12 protein-coding genes are annotated in these 15,951 nt (G+C 60.6%); all 12 read right to left on the minus strand.

Translation table 11 applies throughout. From position 1 onward, the window contains the following. Positions 1-3,636 (minus strand): type VI secretion system membrane subunit TssM, encoded by a 3,636-nt coding sequence (gene tssM, locus J9788_RS08455; protein WP_182264257.1) that lies wholly within the window; start codon positions 3,634-3,636, stop codon positions 1-3. Beyond that, the gene (locus J9788_RS08460) at positions 3,636-4,838 is read right to left on the minus strand and encodes a DotU family type VI secretion system protein (RefSeq protein ID WP_080350155.1); all 1,203 of its coding nucleotides are present in this window, start codon (positions 4,836-4,838) and stop codon (positions 3,636-3,638) included. The genes tssM and J9788_RS08460 overlap by 1 nt, the downstream gene beginning before the upstream one ends. Before the next feature lie 21 nt (positions 4,839-4,859). Further along, complete coding sequence (gene tssK, locus J9788_RS08465; RefSeq protein ID WP_033644304.1) at positions 4,860-6,206, minus strand: type VI secretion system baseplate subunit TssK; 1,347 nt, start codon at positions 6,204-6,206, stop codon at positions 4,860-4,862. Between the two features lie 40 nt (positions 6,207-6,246). Continuing rightward, the gene (gene tssJ, locus J9788_RS08470; RefSeq protein ID WP_033643551.1) at positions 6,247-6,777 is read right to left on the minus strand and encodes a type VI secretion system lipoprotein TssJ; all 531 of its coding nucleotides are present in this window, start codon (positions 6,775-6,777) and stop codon (positions 6,247-6,249) included. A 29-nt stretch (positions 6,778-6,806) separates the two neighbouring features. Further along, a complete protein-coding gene (gene tagV, locus J9788_RS08475; protein ID WP_033643550.1) occupies positions 6,807-7,307 on the minus strand; it encodes a type VI secretion system accessory protein TagV in 501 nt (166 codons plus the stop codon). 48 nt (positions 7,308-7,355) lie between these two features. Further along, entirely contained in the window at positions 7,356-7,748 is a 393-nt protein-coding gene (locus J9788_RS08480; RefSeq protein ID WP_033643549.1) for a DUF4150 domain-containing protein, read from the minus strand. A gap of 17 nt (positions 7,749-7,765) precedes the next feature. Beyond that, a complete protein-coding gene (locus J9788_RS08485; protein ID WP_046896575.1) occupies positions 7,766-8,401 on the minus strand; it encodes a DUF3540 domain-containing protein in 636 nt (211 codons plus the stop codon). A gap of 30 nt (positions 8,402-8,431) precedes the next feature. Beyond that, positions 8,432-9,499 carry a pentapeptide repeat-containing protein gene (locus J9788_RS08490; protein ID WP_182264258.1) on the minus strand — a complete coding sequence of 356 codons (1,068 nt, stop codon included), beginning with the start codon at positions 9,497-9,499 and terminating at the stop codon, positions 8,432-8,434. After that, the gene (locus J9788_RS08495) at positions 9,496-12,042 is read right to left on the minus strand and encodes a DUF2169 domain-containing protein (protein ID WP_046896577.1); all 2,547 of its coding nucleotides are present in this window, start codon (positions 12,040-12,042) and stop codon (positions 9,496-9,498) included. The genes J9788_RS08490 and J9788_RS08495 overlap by 4 nt, the downstream gene beginning before the upstream one ends. A gap of 173 nt (positions 12,043-12,215) precedes the next feature. Beyond that, positions 12,216-12,716 (minus strand): hypothetical protein, encoded by a 501-nt coding sequence (locus J9788_RS08500; protein ID WP_117187363.1) that lies wholly within the window; start codon positions 12,714-12,716, stop codon positions 12,216-12,218. Positions 12,717-12,818: 102 nt separating this feature from the next. Next, entirely contained in the window at positions 12,819-13,208 is a 390-nt protein-coding gene (locus J9788_RS08505; protein ID WP_033643543.1) for a DUF3592 domain-containing protein, read from the minus strand. A 12-nt stretch (positions 13,209-13,220) separates the two neighbouring features. Continuing rightward, positions 13,221-15,566: a type VI secretion system Vgr family protein gene (locus J9788_RS08510; protein WP_046687340.1), complete on the minus strand. Its 2,346-nt coding sequence runs from the start codon at positions 15,564-15,566 to the stop codon at positions 13,221-13,223. Positions 15,567-15,951 lie beyond the last annotated feature (385 nt).

Here is a 15,951-nt window from a genome sequence, read left to right on the forward strand (position 1 = left end):
CTACGGGCACGAGAAGGCCGGCAGTTGGAACGGATTGCGAATGCTGTTGGGCGTGAACTCCAGCGTGACGCGGTGGCCGTCGAGATTGAACGTCGCCTGACGGCCGAGGCCGCCGGTGCCCGAAGACTGCGCCATATCCACCAGGCGGTTCAACGCCCACGGCCCGCTGGTCACCAAACTGGCGGTGGTGCCGTTGGCCAGCGCCAGCTGCAGATGCACCTGGTTGGTATTGCGGGTGCCCGGCCAGCTGACCACCAGCGGCACCTGCGGGCCGTGGCTGTATTTGAACAGCTGCCCGTCGATATCCAGCGTCAGGTTGAGGATGTCGTTATCCATCCGCACCGGCCGCACGGTCACGCGGTAAGAGGGCGTCGCCGTGCCGTTGGCGAAAAAGGCGTCGCGAATGCGCTGCGCCTGCTGGAACGACCGCAGGATGCCTTCACCGCCGGGCAGCGTCTTGCCGTCCACGCCGGGCGTGAAACGCCAGTTGGCGCGGGTGGTATCGACCTTGCCCTGCAGGTTGTCGCGGAAGAAGCTGTCCATCAGCCCGCTGTTCGGCGCGAACATGCGCGCCAAATCGTCCGGCGTCACTTCCTGGCGCGCCCGGGCCACCAACGGATAACGCCCGGCGATCGCCTGGCGGCAGAAGCTGCCGACCTCGAAGCTGATGCGCTTTTTCACGTTCTCCATCTCTTTGCGCTGGGTGTCGCTGCTGGCGCCGATCGCCAGCGACAGCAGCATCTGTTTGAACGGCACCGGCAAGCGGCCGGATTCGGCCTGCAGGCGCGGGATGATGTCGCTCGGCGGCGCCGACATGCCGCTGTTGGCTGCGCCTTGCACCGCCGTCAGGTAGCTGTACAGCTCATCGACCTGTTTCAGCACGCTGTCGAAAGGGATCGCCTTATTGCCTTCGCCCTGGCTTTGCGCCAGTTCAAGCAGCGGCGCGAAGTGCGCCATCACCAGCTGTTCCGGCTGGGCCGACACGTCGCCGTCGGCGTTGGCTGGCCGGTTGGTGAACAGCGCTTCCAGCGTGCGGTTGGCGTTTTGATTCAGCTTGTCTTCGGTTTTGGCCAGCAGCGAGCGGGAATCGGCGTCGCTTTTCTCGTCGCGCAGGGTGACGTTTTTGCTGACGTTAACCAGCAGATTGCGCATCGGCGACGGATTGCCGGACAGCAGGCGCGCGCTGCTGATGCGCTGGGTCAGGTTGCCGATGTTGGCCAGTTGGATATCGCCCAGCAGCTCATCCCAGGCGCTGATAAAGTCCTGCATGTACAGCTGGCGGATGGTCTTGGTCAGATCGGCGCTTTTCTGCTCCGGCGTCTGGCTGTTCAACACCCAGACGTCTTCCTGGCGCAGGGTATCGGTCACCGGATCGATGTTGTCGTTGAACGCTTTCCAATACCCCTGCGAGGTGAACAGGCCCGGCACGCCGTCGGTCACCGGTTTGCCGCTTTTGCGGCTGAACGCCAGTTCGGTCTGCGGACCGGCCAAATCGACTAGGCTGACCGGCTTGATGTCGGTCTGTTTCAGCAGCAGGCGCTTAAGGCGGCCATAGACGCGCTGCGACAGCGGCGCCCGATTGAGCGCGGCCTGCGCCTGCGCCACCAACGGCTCGTCTTTGGCGTAAGGCGAGGCCTGGATCTGCGTATCCAGCAGTTGGCTCAGGTGCCATTCGATCTGCTGCAGCTGTTTTTGGGTGCTGCCCTGCGGCAGGTTGCGCTGCAGGTTGAGCATCACCCAGGCGCGCAGGAATTTGCCGTCGTACTGCTTCGGCAGATACAGCATCTGGTAGGCCTTCAGCGCTTCATAGCTGAAGTCCGCGTCGCCGTGGTTATCGTTGCGCAGCGTGGCGGCGATCTGTTGTGCCACCTGCGGCAGCAGCAGTTCTTTCAGCGCTTTTTGGTACAGGGCATTGCCGGCGTCGCCGACCTGATCGCCGCGGAACAATCCCATGCGATAGGTGAACGGCGGATCGTCCAGCGAAAAGTTCTGGCTGTCCGGCAGATGCAGCAGGCTGTTGAGGAACGGCAGCAGCGAGAACATATCGCCGTTGCCCAACTGGGTCAGGCTTTGCCCCTGGCGCTCGACGCCGGGCACCTTGGCGGCCACTTCCGCCAGATAGGCCTTGTTGTTGCCGTAGCTGGTGAACCACAACATCGCCAGCACCGCCAGGATCACCGCCAGCGCGATGTACCCTGCCCAGTGCAGGGCGCGGTTGCGGTATTCCCACCAGCGGTTGCTGCCCGCCAGCCCGGACTCCTGGAAGATCACCGATTCCAGCGTCTCTTTCAGGAAGAAGCTCTGGCCTTTGGCTGCCGGGATCGGCGTTTCCTGGCCCACGCTGTCCCAGGCCGCGTTGGCCTGCGCCCCTGAGCTGGCCGTCGGCAGCTGCAGATAGCGGTTCAGTTCGCCCATCACCCGGTCAAACGGCAGACCTTCCTGAGTGCCGCTGGTGAAGTAGATGCCGCGCGGGGTAAAGCGGGTTTCAAAACTGGAGGTGGCGAACACCTGTTCCAGATAATGGCCGAGCAGCGGGCGCAGCGCGGCGAATTCCTGCGGGAACAGGTAGCTTTCGGCGCGTTGGCGCGCGTCGTGTTCCATCAGCAGCGTATCCGGCAGCGCCGCATCCAGCCGTTGTTGCAGCAGGGCGTATTGTTGTTCGAAGGCGGCGTTCAGGTTGAAGTCCGGCTGCCGCGAGCGCTCGTAAGGGAAGGTGAATCCCCAGATCTGGTCGCGCTGGGCTTTGTCGAAGCTGCCGAAATAGGCCATAAAGCCGTTGAGCAGGTCGGTTTTGGTCACCAGCACATAGACCGGGAAGTGAATGCCCAGCTGTTCGTGCAGTTCTATCAGGCGTTTGCGCAGCGCGCTGGCCTGCGCGGCGCGCGCTTCCGCACTGTCGCTCAGCAGATCGGCGACGCTGATGGTGACCATCACGCCGTTGATCGGCTGGCGGGTGCGATATTTTTTCAGCAGCGCGACGAAGCTTTGCCATTCGCCGGCGTCTTCTTCACGCTGGCTTTCCTGGGTGGTGTAGCGGCCGGCGGTGTCGAGCAGCACCGCGTCGTTGGTAAACCACCAGTCGCAGTTGCGGGTGCCGCCCACGCCGCGCAGCGCGGACTTGCCGAAGCGATCCGCCAGCGGAAAATGCAGGCCGGAGTTGACCAGCGCGGTGGTTTTACCGGCGCCGGGCGCGCCGATGATCACATACCACGGCAGCTGATACAGATATTGGCGGCTGAAGCGGGTCATCCAGCGATGTTTGCCATCGCCCTGGCCCGGGGCGAAGCGCGCCTTTTTTAACAGCTGCGCCGCTTCGTCGAAACGCTGGGCCAGCGGATCGTCTGGTTTGATCTCGGGCTTGCCGTCTTCCGCCGGCACGGCTTCGGCGGTGCGCAGGTTGCTCAGCAGGCGGCTGTTGAACCAGGCGCTGTAGAGGCGCGGGATCAGGCGGCACAGGAACCAAATCAGGTAGATAGCGCCGATGGCGATCTGGCGGTTGAGTTCCGGCTCCAGCGGGCGATAGTCACCGATGGCGACCAGCGGGCCGATCGTCCAGATGATGAACGCCAGCGCGGTGATGCCGACAAAGCCCCACAGCAGGCGGCTGGTGATGATGGAGAATAACGTACTGAGCATTACTTTCCGGTTCCTTGCGGCAAGCCGTTGATTTCCGCCTGGGTGTTTTCCGGGGCGACCAACAGCGTAATTTCTACCCGGCGGTTCAACGCGCGGTTCACTTTGTTATCGTTCGGCGCGACGGGGTTGCTCTCGCCGCGGCCCTCGGCCTTGACCCGCTGCGGGTTGGCGAGGTGTTTTTGCAAGCGGGCGCTGACCGCTTCGGCGCGCGCCAGCGACAGCTCCCAGTTGGAGGCGAAGCGGGCGCTGCGGATCGGCAGGTTGTCGCTGTAGCCGGTGACCAGGATTTTGCCGCTGACGCCGTTCATGGCGGCGGCGATGCGGTCGATGACCGGGATATAGTTGGCGCGCACCGTTGTGGCGGCGGAGTCGAACAACCCGTCGCCTTTGAGGATCACCACGCTTTGCTGCGCTTCGTCGCGCACCACCACCAACCCTTCGGCGATCTCCTTGCGCAGGAAGCTTTTCAGGCTTAGCGTCGGCGGCGCGGCCGGCGCAGGGTTACCGATCGCCACCTGCGGCAGATTGGTTTGGTAAATCGCCGCCAGCACCGGGCTGGTGTTGTCACCCAGCCGCCAGTTGAGGGCGATAAACAGCAGCGAAGCCAGGAAGCCGGTCAGCGCCACGCAGGCCCACAGCGGAACCAGTGGACGCCACAGTTTCTGTTGTACCGGCAGATCCAACGCATGAGGCGACAGGGGCGGGGCGTAGCCGCCGCGCACCGACCGAATCAGCTGCAGCAGGCGCTGCTTCATGGTTTCCAACTGCGAGCGGCCGTTTTCCATCACCCGGTAGCGGCCTTCAAAGCCCAGCAGCAGGCAATAATTGATCAGCTCCAGCAGATTGATGTGCTCGCGCGGGCTCTGCGACAGCTTGGCCAGCAGCTGGAAGAACTTCTCGCCGCCCCAGGTTTCGTTATGGAAGGTCACCAGCAGCCCGCTGCCGGACCACACGCTGTTGCTGCCCCACGGGGTCAGCGCCGCCGCTTCATCCAGCGCGGTGCACAGACAATAACGCGCGCCGATGATCACTTCGTACGGCAGGTTGGCGCGTTGGCCGCGGATCTCGAAGCGGCGCATTTCGTCGATCAGCTGTTGGCGCAGCTGCGCCGGGTTGGCGTGCGTGGCCGATTGGCGGATCTGCGAAATGGCGTTCAGCAGCGGGTTGGCGGCGTCCACCAGCGGGTTGGCCGCCGGCGCCATGCTATTTTCCTGAGTCATAGGTTACCGGTCCGTATGGCTGCGAATCGCCCAAAATTCCATGTCCAGCCCCGGGAATTCGCCGGCCAGGTGCAGGGCGAAGGCGCTGGATTTTTCCATCTGTTTCCACAGGTCGCCGCCTTTTTCCAGCTCGAAATAGGTGTAGCCGGCGTGATAAGGGATCTGACGCGGCGCAACGGGCATGGTGCGCAGACCGATGCCTGGCAGCTGCAGCTGCACCAGATCGCGGATGCGCGTGACCGGGGCGATCTTCATCTGCGCCGGGAAGTGGGTCAGCAATACCTCGGCGGCCACGTCGGCGCGCACTGCCAAGACGAAGCCGAAGTCGCGCATCATTTTGGCGTCTTGCACGGTGGCGACGTTCAGGCCGTGGGAGCGCTCGACCAGCGTCAGCTGAATGGCGTTGTCCTCCAGCACCACCGACAGCCCTTGCCGCAGCAACAGCATCAGCTTGCCGAAGCACAGCGCCAGGTTGTCGTGGTCATACACCGGCAGGCGGCCTTCCGGGGTGCGCTGCGCCGAGAAGCTGGCGAGTTCGGTGGCGAACTGCAGCCAATCGGCGAACAGGCGCTCCGGGTGCAGATGGTCGAGGTGGTAGGCATGGCTCACCTGACCGAGATGGCGGTTGATCAGCTGCAGCAGCATGAAATCGACCATTTCGGAACTGCCGCCGCGGCCCGGTTGCAGCAGGCGTTGACTCATCTGCTGGCTGCGCTGTTGCAGCAGACCCTGCAGATCGTTGATGAAGGTCTTCAGTACCGGGTTGCCCTGACAGTTCAGCATCGGCGGGATTTGCGCCGTATCGAGACGCAGGCTGTTGTCGCCGCGCTTTTCCAGCACGCGGGTCACGCCGAGCGCCGTCCATTCGGCGTTCAGCTCGCTCTCCAGCATCAGCCGCAGGCGCAGGCGACCGAATTGCAGCGCCGCGCTGCCCACCGAGACGGCGTTGAGATCGTCGACTTCGGTCTCGTAAGCCAGATAGCGCGCCAGCGCTTCCGGGCTTTCCTGAAAGATCACGTCTTCACGCCCCGCGCGATAGGTCGGCAGAGCCAGCACCACGTTTTCACCGGTCTTGTTGTCGGCGATGGCCAGCGGCGCGGGCGCCTGCTGGGCGCCGGAGAAGCGAAACGGCGTGCCGTCGGGCATGATGCCGCTGGCGGCGTTGAGCGCGATCTTGCCCTGGCGCAGCAGCGTTTGGTCCAGATCCAGGGTGAGAAATCCCCAGAAACAGCCGCTGTGGGCCTGGCCCCAGTTGCGCATATAGCCTTCGAGATAGTTTTCCGCCTGCTGGAAATGGTGAGGGCGCAAAAACATTCCCTCAGTCCAGACAACCTTATGAGCATCTTTCATCATCACACCTATAGTTACTTCGCTTCAGCGCAGCGGTAGGTCAGTCGACCTTTTTTACGGGGCGCAGGCCACTCACGCCCGCGACGATATGCGCTTCCAGCTCATCCGGCGAGAATTGCCATACCTTGTAGAAATTGGTTTCGGTGGGTTCCGGCAGCGGCAGTGAAATGCGCCAGGTCTTGCCGTCCAGATTTTGATATTCGGCGATCACGCCGATATAACGTGCGTCCAATGTGCTTTGCCCACCGAGCTTTTTGCCGGTCTGGCCCGGCGTCAGGAAGAACTGATCGCTGTCCAGCAGGCTGTTGCCGAGCACGCTTTTGGCGTCGTTTTGCAGACTGAAAAAGTCGGCTTCCATGAATTCCGCATCCGAGCGCAGCAGCAGCACGCGAATTTTGATCGGCGCCGGTTGAGCGCCGGCGGCGGCGTTGACCTGGCGGTCAGCGTCGAAGACCAGGCTGTAACGCGCCGGCACGCTTTTCGCGGAAGACATGCAGCCGCCGAGCGCCAGCGCGCCCAGCAGCAGAAACAGCATCCCGCACCAGCGGGAAGCGATAGGGGTCGTCGTCATGGGAATCTCGTCGCCCGCAGGCGTGCTGACTACTGGAGGATCCAGGTGGCTGAGCCGGCGTTTTTGCACGCCTTGCTGTCGCCGCCGACTTTAACGCAGTCCTGCTTGGCGGCGCGCGCGCGGCGCGGCAGATCTTTGCGCAGCGTCGCTTTGTAGCGTGCTTCCGGCACGCCGGCGTTGGCCTGGATATACCCCACCAGATCGCCGCCGCGGATGGCGGAGATCGCCAGCCAGTTGTTTTCCACTTCGCCCAGCGCGTAGAACGCGGCGGCGTTGTCCAGGCTGCCGACGGCGGTGCCGGTATAATTCGGGCTGCTCATGATGCTGGCGGCGTACAGGCTGCGGTACTCCTCACCGATCGGTTTGAACTGTTTCGGCGCGCTCACCGCGGCGCGGTGTTTTAGCGTGACGCCGTTGACTTCACTGCTGACGATGGCGTCGTTATTGAGCGCCGGCGGCGGTGGCGGTGGGGTGGAGCAACCGGCAAGCGTCAGGGCGGTCAACAGCGTCAGGGTAATCCGTGTTTTCACAATGTCCTCTTTTTCTTGATTGAATGGCTGTGTAATAAGGCGCCGTCATCAGGGCGCAAGCAGCAACACTTTTAATTGGCTCGGCACGATGCGCATGCCGAGCGCGTTGGTGGAGTTCTGCAGGCTGAGGCTGGTCAGCCGGGTGGCCGGGGTGCCTTTGAGCAGCACGGTAAAGGCGCCGGTCAGGTGGCGGGACGGCCCCATCACCGTGCCGGAAGCGACGCCGGTGGCCACGCCGGGGTTGTCGCCGTTGGTCAGGGGCGTCACCGTCGCCATGTTGTGCGCCGGGGTGCCGACGAACAGAATGTTGAACGCGTTCGGGATGGCGGTCGGCGCCAGGGCGATATCCGGGTAGGGAATGGGCACCGGCGCCGGGCTTGGCGTCAGACAGACGTCGGGAAACGCCAGGTCTACGCCGATCATTTGGCTGTTGGCAAACATAAAAGGCCTCCGCAAGGTTATCCGACGTGGATCTGTTCCGAATCCAGCTTGGTGATGTCTTTCGAGGTAATCAGCGTGTTGCGAGCATGAATACGGGCGTAATCTTCCGCCTGATAATCCAGCTGACCGGCGCGCACGTGCTCGGTCTGGCGCACTTTGCGAAACAGCGAGTGGCTGATCTGGCTGACCGAATGCCACAGTGACTCGCAGCGTTTGCCGACCAGACGGCTGATGCTGACGAAAGCCGAGAGTTCTTCGCCGCTGTATTTCATCTTGTCGACGTGGCAGTCGCCGCTGTTCGCTTGCAGGGTCATGGCGTCGCCGCTCAGGTTCAGCGCCTGCGCGCCGTGCAGCGACAGCGAGCCGTGCAGCGTTTCAATGTGCAGATCGCCTTCGACGCTCAGCCGCGCCGCATTTTGCGGTTCCACGCGCTCGAGGACGGCGATCGCCCACAGCTGGTGGCCGCAACCGGCGACCAGTACGCTATCGCCGAGGGCCGGCGTCAGCAGGCAGCTGGCCGCACGGCGGCAATGCCAGCCGCGGCCTTCACATTCCACCACCAGGCTGCCGTCCGGCAACAGGTTGACGACCTGGCCGGCGGCCTGCTGGGGCGGCGCGATGTTGACGGCGCGAGTAGTGTTGACAACGCTCATGGTGATCCCCTCGTGAAGTGGTCAATACGTTCAAATGCGGCTCTGGCGCTGTGCGCTCCAGATTTCGGCGGCGTACAGCTCTTCGTCGCGCTCGAGAATGCCGCTGCGGTCGCCCCAGCGCGTTTGCTGCTGGTGGGCGCGGTGCATGCGGGTGCGCATGAAGCGCGCATGCCGGAAATCGGCGGCGCCGATGTCGGCATAACAAAAATCGGCGTAGGTCAGGTCGCTGTCGCTGAAATCACAGCGCGCTGCGCGGCTGTGCTGGAACACGCCCTGATACAGACGCGCCTGGTTGAAGTTGGCGGCGTCCAGCGTCGCTTCGCTGAAAATCGCCTGATCGAACTGCCCGCCGCGGCACTGCGCCTGAGTCAGGTTGGCCTCCATCCACAGCGACTGCTGCGCCTGCACGCCCGTCAGGTTGGCGCGCCGCAGCGAAGCGCCCTTGAAATTGCTTTGGCGCAGCGTCGCCTGGCTGAAGTCGACGTCGTCCAATTGGTTATCGGTAAACTGGCAGGCGATCAGGCGCTGCCCGGCGTAACTTTTGCCGCGGTGGTCGCATTCGAAAAACGTGACGCGGTCGAAATCTGCCCCTGCAAATTCTGTGTTACAGAGGGTTAAGCGAAAAAACGTGACAAGAGAAAGTCGCGCATGCTCCAACGTGGCGCCGTCGAGCGGGCTTTCGTAAAACGTGGTGCGATCGTGCTGAGTGGCGGAAAAGTTCGCACCGGCCAATTGGCATGACATCCAGTGGCTTTGGGTGAGCGGCAGACGGCTGAAATCACCCTGTTCAAGCCGGCAATCGTTGAACATCGTCAGCTCGATATGACTCTCGCTGAAGCGGCTGGCCGACATGGCGCACTGATTGAAGGCCGTTTGCTTGAGGTTAGCCTGAGTAAACAGAGCGTGCTCGAGCCGGCAATCGCTGAATACGCTGTCGCGCAGATCGCAATCGGAGAAGTCCACGCCGTTCAGGTTCAGCGCGTTGAACATCGCGCCGGCCAAATCCATACCCGCGAATGACAGGCCGTGCAAATCCTCACCGGAAATCGGTTCGCCGCGTTTTACACGCTGGCGTATCTGCTCTGGCGTTGAGGTCATACTTCTTTCCCGTTGTGGCGAGGCAATGTTTTCACTCTGGCGGTATAGGCATCGTCGAGCCGGGTCGCCTTGTCCACTTTCGACTGCGACAGATCGGCCCGGAACAGATTGGCGCCCTGCAGGTCGGCGCCTGACAGCACGCACTTTTGCAGGATCGCCGCAATAAAGTTGGCGTCGCGCAGGTTGGCGCGCGTCAGATCGCTGCGAATGAACAGGCTGCCGCTGCCGTTGGCCTGATTGAAGTCGGCCTCGTTCAGCCGCGTTTCCGACAGATCGCAATTGTTGAGGCGCGCGCGGCTGAAACTCGCCCGCTGCAACGGCATCTGACGCAAATTGCACTGGTTCAGCGTCGCGTCGCTGAAATCCACCTGGGGCAACAGCGTCTTTGCCGCAAAGGCACAGGCCGTCAGGCGCGCGGCGCGGAAGCTAAGGTTTTGCGTTTCGGTATCAACCCAGGCGCAGCTTTCCAGCCGTGCCTGCTCGAATTTCACCGCCAGCAGCCGGCATTTGATGAAGCTGACTTTGTCGAGCCGGGCGTGACTGAATGTCAGTTGCTCCAGCTGCAGCTCCATCAGCGTAATGTTGGCCAACGTGGCGCGGCTGAAATCACACTGTCCGAGCAAGGTTTCGTACCCCAGCAAATCGCGTAAAGACGCCATCGTGAAGTCGCAGCGTTGAAACAACGTTTGTTGAATATTGGTTTCATGCAGCTGCGCGCCGCCGAAATCCGTCGCTTCGCATTTCGCCAGGGCCAAAGAGGCGTGGCTCAGATCCGCCTGCTGCAAGACGGCACCGCAGAGATCGGTGCGCGCCAACATCGCCTCGCGAAGGTCACAGCCCACCAACCGGGCTTGGCGCAGATTGGCGTTTTCCAGCAACGTGCCGCGCAAGGTGGCATGGCTGAGGTCCATGCCGGACAGATCGGCGCCGGTGAGGTCCAGGCCGCTGAGATCTTTATCGCGCTGCATGGCCGCGGTGACGCGTTGGCGAATGATCTGTGCCAGATCGCCGCTTAAGCGCAGCGCCGGGCTTTGCGCCTGTGCCGACATTAAATACATTTGGTGCAGCGCGCGCTCGCTTTCCCCCAACTGCTTGTCGCTAAACGCGTCGGGGCGTTGACGCGCCTGTTGAAACAGCTGGTCGCGCTGCTGTTGGTAGCTTTCCGCGCCGGAAAGGTCGGCGGGGCCAGGGCCGTCAATATCAATGCCGTTTGCCTGCGCGTCATCGCGGATTTCACGATAATGCGCTTCAGCGCGCTGTTCCATGCCGTCGACAAACTCGGCCAGCTGATCCAAAGAGGGCATCGGTTCAGCTGGCGGCGCGGCAAACATGTCGTCGATGTCTCGGCCTTCGCGCTGCAGACGTTGGCGGTGTTGTTCGCGTTGGTGATGCTCGTAGGCGGCGATGTTTTCCACCATCGGGCTTTGCTGCGTTGGCGTTTCCGTATCGAGCCAGGGGCCAATACAGCACTCCGGCAGCAAATCTTTTTCACGAAAAGCGTGTAGAGCGCCATGCTCTTTATCAAGCCGCCGATCGAGCACCTGCCGATAATGCGCGACGGTGCGGCTTTTACCCTCAATTTCCAGCGCCGGCATGAGCTGCATGACGTCTGCGGCATCGTCTTCATTGATGGGAAGGCTGCCCTGGTAGATCAACAGCATTTGTTCGCGATGAGGAAAGAACCACACGGTGGTGTGGCGCATCGCGACTTCCCCGAAATGCGCTTCGCCGCCGCGCAGCCGGTTAATGAAGCAGCGTGCGCGCCACGGCGGCAAACGGCCTTGCTGAACCGGCTCTGAAGGGTGCATGTTCCATATCCGGTAGGCGGCCTGAAGCGGCAAGCTGTCGCGTTGGGGAAACTGCTGATCGCTTTCCGCCATGTTGAACAGGCGCCAGTCGATATCGTTGGCAAAGCCGGGAAAACCGTGTTTCAACCAGTCGGCGTCGTAGTTTTTACCGATACGTGAGAAGCGGCGCGGCCAGGTGATATCCAACGCGTCAAAGCTTGCCGGCTGCGCGCTTTGCCGAGGAGACGCGAGGCGCTCCTGCAGCGGTTCAACATTGGGTAGGCGATGAATGCGGCCCTGCGGAAATGTTTCTGGAGTGGCGCCGATGCCGTGCGGATTATCGGCGAACTGAGCCCCGCCGTAAGCCCGGCGCCAGTCCAGACGCATTTCTGCAAAAGGGAGAGGAGAGGAGGGGCGATCGTTGATCCAATGACGATCGCCGAAAACCACCAGCGTTTTCTCCAGCGAATCAAGCTGGATCTTCACGGCGCAGGCGGTTTTGTCTTGTTGATGGTGGGTGTAGGCGTTGCCGGTGGCGAGAAACTCCGCACAGGCTTTCGGAATAGCCAAATCGAGCACGCCGCCGCTCAGCGTAAGTTCGTCGGCGGCCAATTGCCACAGCTCCGGTTCGGGGCGCAGGCGCGGGGAAGCCCCCATGTCGGCCAAGGCCAAAATGGAAACGCCCAGATGATTTTGCCCTTGCCAAGAGAAGGGGCGATGAAGCGCGCTGAGGCGCAGAGGTTTTACGACTTTCATTGTGTGTGTAAAGCTTCCTGTGGATATCAGCCGGCAGCCAGGCTGCTTGCTCAAAAACAATCCGTTTTTCGGTTTAATAGATATCAGGCTATGTCACAACAGATGAAGAAAACGATGCGGCGTCCAGAGCCGATCGCGAATGCGGGGAGCGTTTCCTCGCGTCAAAGGGATTATCAAGAGGACAGTGCGTTGTCCTTCCCGCTTATTTTACGAGCCAGCAGTACGACGGCGACGGACAATGCCGCGGCGATCGCCTTGGCGGTAAATTGGCCTGCACTCTCCAGATGATAGGGGGCAAAAAAGCCGACGCCGGCGGTGCCCAGAATCAGCAGCGCGGCGAGCGGGGCAAAACAGCACAGTTCTATCGCCAGCGCCAGTCTGCCGGGGGCCGCCGCACCCAGATAACCCATCAAAAAACCGGGCAAAATCAGGAACCCGATCAGCTCCGCGGGCGCGTTCACCGCAGACATCACCTGCTGGTTGTACTTCAAGATTGCTAGCATCAGTGCGACAAAGATCAGCAACCGGACGGACAATGCCGCCGTTCTGCCCGCGGGTAAGACGGTCTTGCAAATAGCGGCGATCAATACGCCGCCAACCAGGATGCCTAAGAAGGTAAACAGGATTTGTCCCCAGAGGCTGTCCTGCGTCGAAAAGGCAATAAACGCGCCCATCGTGACACTTCCTTATGCAAGGTGATTTAGCGAACTGATGGACGACAAGTCGTTTTCACAACGTTGAAATCGGATCGCGTTGATTGAAAAGGTTCTTTTCGCTCAAAGTCGGGATAACTCTTCGATCACCGCTTTTTTGGGGTTCTTGGGATCGTACTTTATCGCGGTGAAATGACCCGGCTGATAACGCGGCAGATCAACGACGCTGATCGGGCCTTTCGCTACGGCCGTATGGTTTTTTCCGTCTTGGGCGATGTACTTGACTTCCACTTCGCAGACCGGCCGATTCCCGTCCCACAGGTTGGTCTGGCGGATGCTGACGATTTGCCCGGAGGCGGAAACTCCGTTCTCCATCACGCTGAGAGAAGAACCGATGTGTTTGAAATAGCCCCAGATATCGACCGTGATGAATTTGAAAAAACCCACCAGGCTGAGAATAGGGGCCAATAAAATCAAACCGATTACGGTGAAGATATTTTTGGCTTTGGACATGGGCATCCCTACTTATAAAAAGATCGCCAGCGCCTTGCTGCTCAATCGCAAAGAACCGTTGGTTATTAAGGCCCCAAGCTGCGTGAACGTCATGGGATCGTTGCTTAGCTTGAAATTGGTTTTGCTGATCGAAAGCGGGTTATGGGAAACATCGAACATCGTGTGCTTGACGCTCAGCCCCGTTAAGGCAAGGTTGGCGCCTATCGCGGTCCACTTATAGCCGTGGCAGTTATCTTTCCAGGTGGGCGCCGAAATAGACACGCCGTCCTCGCTGGTAATGCTGATGGTTTTTGCCGTGATGGTCAGCGAACCGCTAATGGTCGTTTGCTGATCGTTTTTGTAGGTTTCTTTGACATTCCCCGTGATGTCGGTGGTCTGGCCGCCGGCCTCCACCGTCAGCGTCTGACCGCCTGCGGTGACGGTAGTGGTTTGCCCGCCGGCGGTGATGGTGGTGTGCTGCCCGCCGGAGGTGATGTTGACCGTCTGCCCCTTGTTGATGGTGTTGGTCTGTTGCCCCTCGGTAATGTCGAGGGTCTGGTCGCCCTTCACCGTGACATGCTGGGTTTGCGTAATGTTTTGCGTCTGCGCGCCGTCAAGCTTGAAGGACTGATTGCCGGTGATGTCGATCTTATCGCCGCCGTCGATAATCGTCAGGGCGCGGCCGCCTTTGATGTTCACCGTCTGGTGAGCGTTCAGGTTGGCGGTTTCCAGCCCATCGACGGTGGTGGTGCGTTTCGCTTTGTACAGGAACGTGGCGTCGCCGGTGACGGTATCGTTCTGCTGGCGACCGATGGTGGTGGTGCGACTGCCGTCAATATTGACGTTCTTGTCGTTTTCCACCGTCATGTTCATGTTGCGTTCGGCGTGCATGTCGAAAGATTCGTTGCCGGGCGAGTCTTCCAGGAACAGGAAGCTGGCGTTGTCGACGCCGCCGCCTTTGCTGCGGCTCATAAAGCCCATTTTGGTGGCGTCGCCGGGCAGATCCCAAGGCGGCATGCTGTCTTCGTTGTAAACGCGGCCGGTGATGATGGGGCGATCCGGATCGCCGTTGATAAAGTCGACCACCACCTCCTCACCCACGCGCGGGATTTGGATCCCGCCGTATTTCCAGCCGGCCCAGGCGCTGGAGACGCGCACCCAGCAGGAGCTGGTTTCATTGCCGCTGCCGTGGCGATCCCAACGGAACTTGAGTTTCACCCGGCCATATTTATCGGTCCAGATGCTTTCGCCTTCCGGGCCAACCACTTCGGCGGTCTGCGGGCCATGGGTTTTCGGCCAGGGTGTGGTGCGCGCCGGGCGCCAGTTGATGTCCGCCGGCACCACCTGAAATTCGGTATGTTGCTCGCCAACGTCGTTATCGTTGCTGGCGTAGCTGTTTTCCTGCATGAAGTAACGCGCGCTGACCACCAGATAGGCGCGGTTGTCTTCCATGCGCGGCGCCTGGATCAGCTGAAAACGGTAGCCGGGCGCAATGCCCTGCGAACTGCCTTCGCCGCTCATCTGCTCATGCTGCGCTTCGAACTCCTGTTGGCGCACCTTGACGTAAAACTGGCCGTGGGCGTGATCGGTATAACGCCCGGGCCAGTCGAACACTTCGGCTTTGTCCTGTGCGAACGAGGCAGGATTCTGCCGGGCCTCCAGCAACCGTGCGCGCGGTTTACGAAAATCGTAGTCATCCAGGCTATACAGGCTGGGCGTGATGGCGTCCGAGACGCTCCAGCTGTTGATGCTGTCCTTGTTTTCCACCAGGCCGCCTTCCGCGAGCTGATAGGGGATGCTGGCATAGCCGGCGAGTTCCTGATGCGCCGCCGGCGCGTCGGCCAGCACCAGCGTATGGCCGTCCTGCTGGTGCGTGAAATAGTAATAGATGCCCTCATGTTCCATCAGACGACTGATGAAATCGAAATCGCTCTCCTGGTACTGCACGCAGTACCCCCAGATGCGGTAGTCGTAACTCAGACGGTTATCGATCTTCACCTGATACTGCCCCAGCACCTGGGTCAGGATGTCGGGAACGGTCTTTTCCTGATAGATGCGAAAATCGCGGTTTTGCGTCAGGTACCACAGCGTGGGGCGCAGCACGGCGCGGTAGATATAGTAGCGGTTGCCGCCGGCTTCTCGTCCGGAGAGGGTCATACGCGTGATATTGCCGTTGAGATAACGCGGGGCCATCGGGTTGCCCCGCAGCTCCAGCGTGATTTTTTGTCCCAGCAGCGATTTCAGATCGAGGCGATTGTCAGGGCTGAGCAGCTCGACGTCGAACTCGAACAGCCCGGCCAGTCTTTCCTCACCGGAAAGGCTTCTGAACAACAGCTGATGGGCGGGCAAAGGCGTGTGCGCAATGATAAGGCGATCCATACTATATCCCCGGTTTAGGCATAGCTACCGCACGAGATTTGACGCGCGATCCCGATGGCGTATCTGTCACGAATTGAGACAGGGGCTGACGAAAGATTTAACAAAGTTTACACAAAGGCACGATTTGTGCAGTCTACAATAGAGCTCTGCATTTGCAAAATAGCCTTGTGGATCAATGCTCAATTCGTTAACTCGCTCACGATCTGCTTTTTTATTATCTAAAACATATAGATACGAGCAGATCTTTTTTTATCCCAAATTATTGGGAAAATGGTAATACCAAATAATAAATCTGTAACACTTAAGTCAACGTGTTTATAAAACAACTCTTTTTTTCCGTGAAAAAAGTCACTGAGTATTTTTTATCCTTACCATTCGTTAGTTA

The sequence above is a fragment of the Serratia sp. X10 genome, from assembly GCF_017811775.1.
GTDB classification, from domain to species: Bacteria; Pseudomonadota; Gammaproteobacteria; order Enterobacterales; family Enterobacteriaceae; genus Serratia; species Serratia ureilytica.